8 protein-coding genes are annotated in these 8207 nt (G+C 61.3%); 1 reads left to right on the top strand and 7 read right to left on the bottom strand.

Annotated features, from left to right (window positions below):
* From ABI213_RS04695 to ABI213_RS04720, 6 genes are all read right to left on the bottom strand, one after another.
* Positions 1 to 803: DNA repair exonuclease (locus ABI213_RS04695; protein ID WP_348026255.1), on the bottom strand; the 803-nt coding region annotated here is incomplete at its 3' end.
* 91 nt (positions 804 to 894) lie between these two features.
* A complete protein-coding gene (locus ABI213_RS04700; protein ID WP_348008153.1) occupies positions 895 to 1635 on the bottom strand; it encodes an ABC transporter ATP-binding protein in 741 nt (246 codons plus the stop codon).
* A gap of 1 nt (position 1636) precedes the next feature.
* Positions 1637 to 2422, bottom strand: a complete 786-nt coding sequence (locus tag ABI213_RS04705) for an ABC transporter ATP-binding protein (RefSeq protein ID WP_348008154.1) — start codon at positions 2420 to 2422, stop codon at positions 1637 to 1639.
* Positions 2423 to 2431: 9 nt separating this feature from the next.
* The gene (locus tag ABI213_RS04710) at positions 2432 to 3505 is read right to left on the bottom strand and encodes an ABC transporter ATP-binding protein (protein ID WP_348008155.1); all 1074 of its coding nucleotides are present in this window, start codon (positions 3503 to 3505) and stop codon (positions 2432 to 2434) included.
* Between the two features lie 13 nt (positions 3506 to 3518).
* Positions 3519 to 4448, bottom strand: a complete 930-nt coding sequence (locus tag ABI213_RS04715) for a branched-chain amino acid ABC transporter permease (RefSeq protein WP_348008156.1) — start codon at positions 4446 to 4448, stop codon at positions 3519 to 3521.
* A gap of 414 nt (positions 4449 to 4862) precedes the next feature.
* Positions 4863 to 6164 carry a replication-associated recombination protein A gene (locus ABI213_RS04720; RefSeq protein ID WP_348008157.1) on the bottom strand — a complete coding sequence of 434 codons (1302 nt, stop codon included), beginning with the start codon at positions 6162 to 6164 and terminating at the stop codon, positions 4863 to 4865.
* Positions 6165 to 6252: 88 nt separating this feature from the next.
* Between ABI213_RS04720 and ABI213_RS04725 the strand changes: the two genes are divergently transcribed.
* A complete protein-coding gene (locus tag ABI213_RS04725; protein ID WP_348008158.1) occupies positions 6253 to 7464 on the top strand; it encodes a hypothetical protein in 1212 nt (403 codons plus the stop codon).
* Positions 7465 to 7539: 75 nt separating this feature from the next.
* Here ABI213_RS04725 and lolA read toward each other — a convergent pair whose 3' ends face one another.
* Entirely contained in the window at positions 7540 to 8184 is a 645-nt protein-coding gene (lolA, locus tag ABI213_RS04730; protein ID WP_348026257.1) for an outer membrane lipoprotein chaperone LolA, read from the bottom strand.
* Between the last annotated feature and the right edge of the window lie 23 nt (positions 8185 to 8207).

Raw genomic sequence — 8207 nt, forward strand, 5'->3', positions numbered from 1 at the left:
AGCGGCACGGTGATTTGCTGCCAGCGCACCACGTCGAGCGGCATGAAGCGGGCCTCCATCTGCCCGCCAGTCACGGTGACGAGTTCACAGCCCTTGGGGCCGGTTTCATTGGCGTGGCGGCCCTGCAAATTGCCGGGGAAGACGACGCGGGGCGACTCGCACTCCACCGCCCGGGTATGCACATGGCCCAGCGCCCAGTAGTCATAGCCACGGGTTTTGAGCGTGGCAATGTTGGTGGGGGCGTAGGTGTCGTGGCCGCTGGCCCCGGTCAGGCTGGTGTGCAGCAGGCCGATATTGAACAGACCCGGCACGGCGACGGGGTAATGCGGCACCAGGTCTTCAGGCACCTCGCGCTGCGGAAAGCTGTGGCCGTGGATGGCGACACCCAGCGCGTCAATCTGCACGGTTTCGGCCTTGCGGCTAGAGAAGATTTTGACGTTGTCGGGCAGCACCAGCTCGCGGGTGATGGTGCCCTGGGCGTCGTGGTTGCCCTGCACGATGTACACCGCAATGTCGGCGCGGCCCAGGCGCACCATTTGGGCGCGAAAGAACAAACCGGTGTGGAAGTCGGGCCAGTCGCGGTCGTACAGATCACCGGCCAGCAAGACGAAGTGCACGCCTTCGGCCAGCGCCAGATCAACCAGGTTTTCCAACGCCCGGCGGGTGGCGTTGCGCAGGCGCTCCACCGGGGCCCCGGCATAGCGGCTCAGGCCACGCAGCGGGCTGTCGATGTGCAGATCGGCGGCGTGGAGGAAGCGGAAGCTGCCGGGGGTGTCGGCAGCGGAAGTTACTACAGTATCCATAGCACCTAGTGTAGGTGGAATGTGCGGCGGAGGCTGATTTTCTATCAATCGCCCACCTTCTCCCGCGCCGCAGGAGAAGGTGGGTTAGGGCTTACTCGCCGAGGTATGCAGCGCGGACCTTGGGGTCGTTCAGCATGGTCTTGGCATCACCGCTCATGGTAACGATGCCGGACTCCATCACGTAGCCACGGTCGGCAATACCCAGCGCGCGGCTGGCGTTTTGCTCGACCAGCAGCACGGTCACGCCCTGGGCGTACACGTCTTTGACCACTTCAAAGATCTTGTCCACCATGATGGGCGACAGGCCCATGGAGGGCTCGTCCAGCAGCAGCACCTTGGGGCGGCTCATCAGCGCGCGGCCCATGGCCAGCATCTGCTGTTCGCCACCGGACATGGTGCCGGCCAACTGGTCCTTGCGTTCGCGCAGGCGCGGGAAGATGGTGAACATCTTTTCGATGTCTTCCAGAATCGCCGCCTTGTCGTCGCGGATGTACGCGCCCATTTGCAGGTTTTCGGTGATGGTCATGCGGGTGAACACGCCGCGGCCTTCGGGCACCATGGCCAGGCCGTCTTTGACCAGATCCCACGCGCCTTTGCCTTTGATGCTCTTGCCCAGGTAGTGGATGTCGCCACCCACAAACGGCAGCGTGCCGGTGATGGCCTTCATGGTGGTGGTTTTGCCCGCACCGTTGGAGCCGATCAGGCTGACCAGTTCGCCTTCGCGGACTTCAAAGTCCACGCCCTTGACGGCCTGGATGCCGCCGTAGGATACCTTCAGACCGCTGACTTTGAGCAGCACTTCGCCGGGTTGTTTCATAGAAGTTGTCGCCATCTCAATGTCCTCCCGTGCCTAGGTAGGCCTCGATCACTTTTTCATTTTTCTGCACTTCGGCAGGGGTACCTTCGGCAATTTGCTTGCCGTAGTCGAGAACGGTCAGGCGGTCGCACAGGCCCATCATCAGTTTGACATCGTGCTCGATGAGCAAAATGGTGCGGTTGTCGTTGCGGATCTTGTTGATCAGCTCGCGCAGCATGACTTTTTCGGTCATGTTCATGCCCGCAGCGGGCTCGTCCAGGGCGATCAGTTGCGGATCGGTGGCCAGGGCGCGGGCGATTTCCAGGCGGCGCTGGTCACCGTAGCTCAGGGTGCGGGCCTTGTAGTCGGCCAGTTGGCCGATACCGACGTAGTCCAGCAGTTCCTGGGCGCGCTTGGCAATCGCCAGCTCTTCGGTTTTGAAACCCTTGGTACGGAAGATCGCGCCCAGCAACCCGGTATGGGTGCGGATATGGCGGCCCACCATGACGTTTTCCAGGGCGGTCATTTCGGCGAACAAACGGATGTTCTGGAAAGTGCGGGCAATGCCGGCCTTGGCCACTTCGTGCACCGCGGTGGGCGAGTAGGGTTTACCTGCCAGTTGGAAGGTACCGCTGTCGGGGGTGTATAGGCCGGTGATCACGTTGAAGAACGTGGTTTTTCCGGCACCGTTGGGGCCGATCAGGCCGTAAACCTGGCCGCGCTGGATGGTGATACCCACGTCGCTCAGGGCTTGCAGGCCGCCGAAACGCTTGGAAATGCCCGCAACTTGCAGGATCACTTCGGATTTTTTGCTGTCTGTCATGGGTGTTCCTTACTTGGCCTTGAGCGATTTGCCGTGGTCGGGCGAGGGCCAGAGACCCCGTGGACGCGACAGCATGATGGCGATCATGGCCAGAGCAATCAGCAACTGGCGCAGGATGGCCGAGTCCAGCCGTCCGCCGGTCATGGCCTGCAACGGACCCGCCAGGTAGCGCAGCACTTCGGGCAGAGCCGACAGCAGCACCGCACCCAAAATCACGCCAGGCAAGTGGCCAATACCGCCCAGCACCACCATGGCAACAATCATCACCGACTCCATCAGGCTGAAGGACTCGGGCGACACAAAGCCCTGGAACGCGGCAAACAGCGTGCCCGACACGCCACCAAACGTGGCACCCGTGCCGAAGGCCAGCAGCTTCATGTTTCGGGTGTTGATGCCCATGGCCTTCGCGGCGATTTCGTCTTCGCGGATGGCCATCCAGGCGCGGCCGACACGCGACAGCTCCATGCGGTGGCAAATCACGATGCTGATCACCACCAGCACCAGGAACAGGTAGTAGTACAGGCTGACCGAAGGAATCTCGTAACTGCCGATGTGCAGGGTCTTGCCCAGGTCAAGGCCGAAAAACTTCAGCGAGTCGATCTGGTTCAGGCCTTTGGGACCGTTGGTGATGTTGATGGGGTGGTCCAGGTTATTCAAAAACACCCGGATAATTTCACCAAAACCCAGGGTCACGATGGCCAGGTAGTCACCGCGCAGTTTGAGCGTGGGTGCGCCCAGCAGCATGCCAAAGAAGCCCGCAATGGCCGCCCCGACCGGCAGAATCATCCACAGCGGCATATGCAAGCCCTCTGGGAACATGGCGGCAATGGCGGGGAAGGAGTCGGTCAACTGGGGCGAAGCCAGCAGGCCGTAGGTGTAAGCACCCACGGCAAAGAAGGCCACGTAGCCCAGATCGAGCAGACCGGCAAAGCCGACCACTACGTTCAGGCCCAGGGCCAACATCACGTAGATCAGCGCCATGTCGGCAATGCGCACCCAGGCGTTGCCAAAGTTTTGCAAAATCAGCGGCAGGATCAGCGCCGCAACGGCACAGACGATCAGGTTTGTTTTGTTCAGTTTCATAGTGGTGCTCCCATCAGGCCCGGTCGGCCACACGTTCACCCAGCAGGCCCGAGGGGCGCAGCGTGAGCACAATGATCAGCACGATGAAGGCAAAGATGTCGGAGTAGTTGCTACCCAACACGCCACCGGTCAACTGGCCGATGTAGCCCGCGCCGATGGATTCGATCAGGCCCAGCAAAATACCGCCGACCACCGCACCGGCGAGGTTGCCGATGCCGCCAAACACGGCTGCCGTAAAAGCTTTCAGGCCGGGCAAGAAGCCCATGGTGTGCTGCACTGTGCCGTAGTTGGATGCGTACATGACACCGGCGATGGCGGCCAGCACCGCGCCGATGATGAAGGTGGCCGAAATCACCATGTCGGGCTTGACACCCATCAGGGCGGCCACGCGGGGGTTCTCTGCCGTGGCCCGCATGGCGCGACCCAGCTTGGTGTAATTCACCAACCACATCAGCACCGCCAGGGACACGGCGGTAAGGGCCAGGATCAAGATCTGCGTGGGGGTGATGACGGCGCCGCCGATGTTGTATGGTTGGGCAGGCAACAGCGTGGGATAGGGTTTGTAGTTGGGTTTCCAGATGATCATGGCCAGGGTTTGCAGCAGGATGGACATGCCGATGGCGGTGATCAAGGGGGCCAGTTTGGGGCTGTTGCGCAGCGGCCGGTAGGCGACTTTTTCAATCACGAAGTTGAGTGTGGCCGAGACGATGCAGGCAATCACCAACGAGATCAGCAGCATCAGCCAGCCGGGGATGCCGGGCATGGAGTCTTGCATGAGCCCGATGATGGTCCAACTGGTCAGCGCGCCGACCATCAGCACCTCGCCGTGTGCAAAGTTGATCAAGTTAATGATGCCGTACACCATCGTGTAGCCCAGGGCTACCAAGGCATACATGCTGCCCAGCACCAGACCGTTGATGATCTGCTGTAGCAAGATATCCATAAATAATTCTCCGTGTGTGTTGTGCATCCACAGGCTGCTGGTGCCAACCATCCAGGATGGCCGACGGCCTTGTGGGCCCCGCAACTTAACAAAAAACCCGCCAACTTCGATGGACTTGCGCGGCACCCGAAAGCAGGGCAAACGCCTGGCTTTCGGGTGCCGCGCAAGTCGTGTCCAACTTGGTGCGGGTTCTGTGGCGAATTGTATCCAGCACGAAACGGGCCAAAACAAAGGGCTTAGGGCGTGTTTACCCTTGAAATCACATGGATTAGCGGCTTTGCAAAAGTATTAGTTGATCTGATGATGCAAATACATTAACGCGCCCAACTTATCGGACATACCGCTTGCAAAACCTATAGGTTTAGGTAGTGTGTTGCGCCCCGGCGTGCAACGGCTTGTCGCGCGCACCGTGTCTCAGGAAGCTTTACCTTCGGCCGAGTTCAGCCGCTGCAGCGTGCGCAGCTTTTCGGCGATGCGGATTTCCAGACCCCGCTCCACCGGCCGGTAAAAACTGGCGGCGGCCATGCCGTCGGGCAGATACTGCTCACCCGCCGCAAAACCGCCCTCTTCGTCGTGCGCATAGCGGTAGCCCTTGCCGTAATCCAGCTCTTTCATCAGCTTGGTGGGGGCGTTGCGCAAATGCATGGGCACGGGACGGGTACCGTCTTTTTTGATGAAGGCTTTGACCTCGTTAAAGGCCTTATAGACGGCGTTGGACTTGGCCGCCACGGCCAGGTAGATCACGCATTCGGCCAGCGCCAGCTCGCCCTCGGGGCTCCCCAGGCGCTCGTACACATCCGCGGCATCCAGCGCCAGGCGCAAGGCCCGGGGGTCGGCCAAGCCGATGTCTTCGCTGGCCATGCGGACCAGGCGGCGGGCCATGTAACGCGGGTCGGCCCCGCCGTCGAGCATGCGCACAAACCAGTACAGCGCCGCGTCCGGGTCGGAGCCGCGCACCGATTTGTGCAGCGCGCTGATGGTGTCGTAAAACTGCTCGCCGCCCTTGTCGTAGCGGCGCATGCGCTCGCCCAGCACCTTGAGCAGCCAGGCATCGGTAATCTCGACCTGCTTCTCCTGCGTGGCGGCCACGGCCAGGGTTTCCAGCGTGTTCAGCAGCCGCCGGGCATCGCCATCGGCGTAGGCCACCAAGCGGTCAACTGCTATTTTTTCAATAGCTGGCACCGCAGATATAGCCTGCGCATGGAGCACTATTTGCTCTAAATCTGCGGGGGTGAGTGGCTGCAGCACGTACACCGCCGCACGCGACAACAGCGCCGAGTTGACCTCGAACGACGGGTTCTCGGTGGTAGCCCCGACAAAGGTGAACAGCCCGCTTTCCACATGCGGCAAAAACGCGTCTTGCTGGCTCTTGTTGAAGCGGTGCACTTCGTCCACAAACACGATCGTGCGGCGGCCCTGGGCCTGGGAAATCAGCGCCTGCTCCACCGCGTCACGGATGTCCTTCACGCCGCCCAGCACCGCGCTGATGGTGATGAAGCGCGCGTCAAACGCATCGGCCATCAGCCGGGCAATGGTGGTCTTGCCGGTGCCCGGCGGGCCCCACAGAATGCAGCTGTGCGGCTGGCCGGATTCAAACGCAATGCGCAACGCCATCCCCTCGCCCAGCAGATGCTGCTGGCCGATAACCTCGCCCAGGTTTTTGGGGCGCAAGCGCTCGGCCAAAGGGGCATCGGTGGACAAAGCGGTACGGGTCATGGGGGTGCAACAAAGTGGAGTCTGATTCTCCCACGCGCCTGCGCGGGGGGCCAAAAACCGACGGGCTATCCCTTATCCTCCACGCACCATGATTTATGTTCCTGTCCCTTTGTCCCGCATCGAGATCTTGCGCCCTTTGCCCGTCAATGTGTGGGATGCCAAAGGCAACCTGCTGCTGCGCAAAGGGCAGTCGATTCTGTCGGAACACCACCGCGAACACCTGGATGCCCATGGTGCCTGCGCCACCGAACCCGACTACAAAGCCTGGGTCAGCAGCTACGACCGGCTAATCTACGGCCTGCTGCGTGCGGGGGCCAGCATCCAGGAAATTGCCAGTGCCACCATGCCAGAAGACATTCTGGAACTGGACTACACCGTGGGTGAAGACATCACGGGCGGCTGGACCGATGTACAAGCGGTCTGGGGCACCGTGTTGCAAAGCGGTGCGGCGGCCAGAAACCCGCTGGGCCGGCTTGGCGGCGTGCAAAAACGCGCCATGGAGCTGCTGGACAAAGACGCGGACGACAGCCTGTTCAGCCTTTTCCAGGCGCTGCCCGACAAAACCCTGGGCTACTGTGCCACCCACGCGCTGCTGTGCGCCGTGGTGTGCGAGCTGACGGCCCGCAAGCTGGCACTGGACGACTATGTTCGCCCCATCCTGGTGCAAGCCGCCCTGACCATGAACACCAGCATGGCCAAATTGCAAGACACACTGGCCACCCAAGCGACCCCGCCCGATGCCGAGCAAAAGCAGCTCATCCAGGACCATCCGGCGCTCAGCGAAGCCATCTTGCGCGGCTTTGGGGTGGTCAATGAAGACCTGCTGGATATCGTGCGGCTGCACCACGACCGGGATGAAACCAAGGGGCTGGAGCGCAACCGGGAATGCCGCCGCGTCCTGCACCTGGCCGATGTGTTGATCGGCAAAATGGCCCACCGCTCGACCCGGCCCGGCCTGTCGGCGCTAGGCGCGGCCAAATCCAACATCGTGGGTGCGCTGGACGAAGATGCCCGCGTCGGCAAGGCCATGACCACGGCCATCGGCTTCTACCCGCCCGGCACTTACGTGATGCTGGCCAACGGCGAAAAAGCTGTGAGCGTCAAAAAAGGGGCGGCCGTCAACACCCCACTGGTCGTTAGCGTGGCCAATGCGCAAGGCCTGCCCCTGGGCATCTACGTGCTACGCGACACCCGCGAAAAGCCGTTTGCCATCCTGTCGCCGGTGGCGGCAGACAACGTCAAGATCAGCCACGAGCGGGTGCAAAAGGCGGTGATGAAGACGATCCCGGCCACGCCATAGCGCTCAATTGCTATGCATTCCATAGCTACCACCGCTTGATCCCAAAGCGGTAGCGGCCGAATAAGCTTCAAAAGCTTATTGCTTCACCACATCCGCGCCCGCAGGCGGCTTGAACTGGAAGCTGTCGGCGGCCAATGTCGGATTCACCTCCACCTTGGCAAAAGTCATCACCGAGCGCTGGCCGAAACTGTCCAGAATCTCCAGCGCGGCCAGTTCGGTGGCCTTGCCATCGACCTTGAAGCCCACACGCACAGTTTGCAATTGGCCATCTTTGGCCTTGGGCGTGGCGGACACCCATTGCAGGCCGTCCTTGTCGGGCGCGGCTTGCAGCGTGAAATCAGCCTGCAGGGCTTTGAGGTCGGGCGCGGCGGCAATCAGCGCGGCAGGCGTGGAGCCCAGCACCGCAGACTGTTTGCGCGCGGTGACCTGGTTCAGGTCCACGTCATACAGCCACAGGGTTTGGCCGTCGGCGACGATGCTTTGCTCGAAAGGTTTTTTGTACAGAAATTTGAATTTGCTGGGCCGCTGGAATTCAAAGCTACCGGTCGACGTTTTGACGCGCACCGCCTGCCCTTCCTTGGGTGGCGAGGTGACCACCTGGGTGAAATCAGCGCGGCCCGACTTCACCGTCTTAACGAAATTCTCCAAGCTTTCTAGGCCATCTGCGCAGGCAGCACCTGCGCTAGCAGCTATAAATAACGCAGCAATCCATTTTTTCATCAGTTTTACTCCGCTCTCGCGGG

This window comes from Rhodoferax sp. (genome assembly GCF_039922535.1).
In the GTDB taxonomy this organism is placed as follows: domain Bacteria; phylum Pseudomonadota; class Gammaproteobacteria; order Burkholderiales; family Burkholderiaceae_C; genus Rhodoferax_B.

Excerpts from the sequence above, each read along its gene's own strand:
- ABI213_RS04710 (WP_348008155.1), bottom strand. The coding sequence starts at position 3,505 with ATGAAACTGAACAAAACAAACCTGATCGTCTGTGCCGTTGCGGCGCTG.
- ABI213_RS04705 (WP_348008154.1), bottom strand. The coding sequence starts at position 2,422 with ATGACAGACAGCAAAAAATCCGAAGTGATCCTGCAAGTTGCGGGCATT.
- ABI213_RS04700 (WP_348008153.1), bottom strand. The coding sequence starts at position 1,635 with ATGGCGACAACTTCTATGAAACAACCCGGCGAAGTGCTGCTCAAAGTC.
- ABI213_RS04725 (WP_348008158.1), top strand. The coding sequence starts at position 6,253 with ATGATTTATGTTCCTGTCCCTTTGTCCCGCATCGAGATCTTGCGCCCT.
- lolA (WP_348026257.1), bottom strand. The coding sequence starts at position 8,184 with ATGAAAAAATGGATTGCTGCGTTATTTATAGCTGCTAGCGCAGGTGCT.
- ABI213_RS04715 (WP_348008156.1), bottom strand. The coding sequence starts at position 4,448 with ATGGATATCTTGCTACAGCAGATCATCAACGGTCTGGTGCTGGGCAGC.
- ABI213_RS04720 (WP_348008157.1), bottom strand. The coding sequence starts at position 6,164 with ATGACCCGTACCGCTTTGTCCACCGATGCCCCTTTGGCCGAGCGCTTG.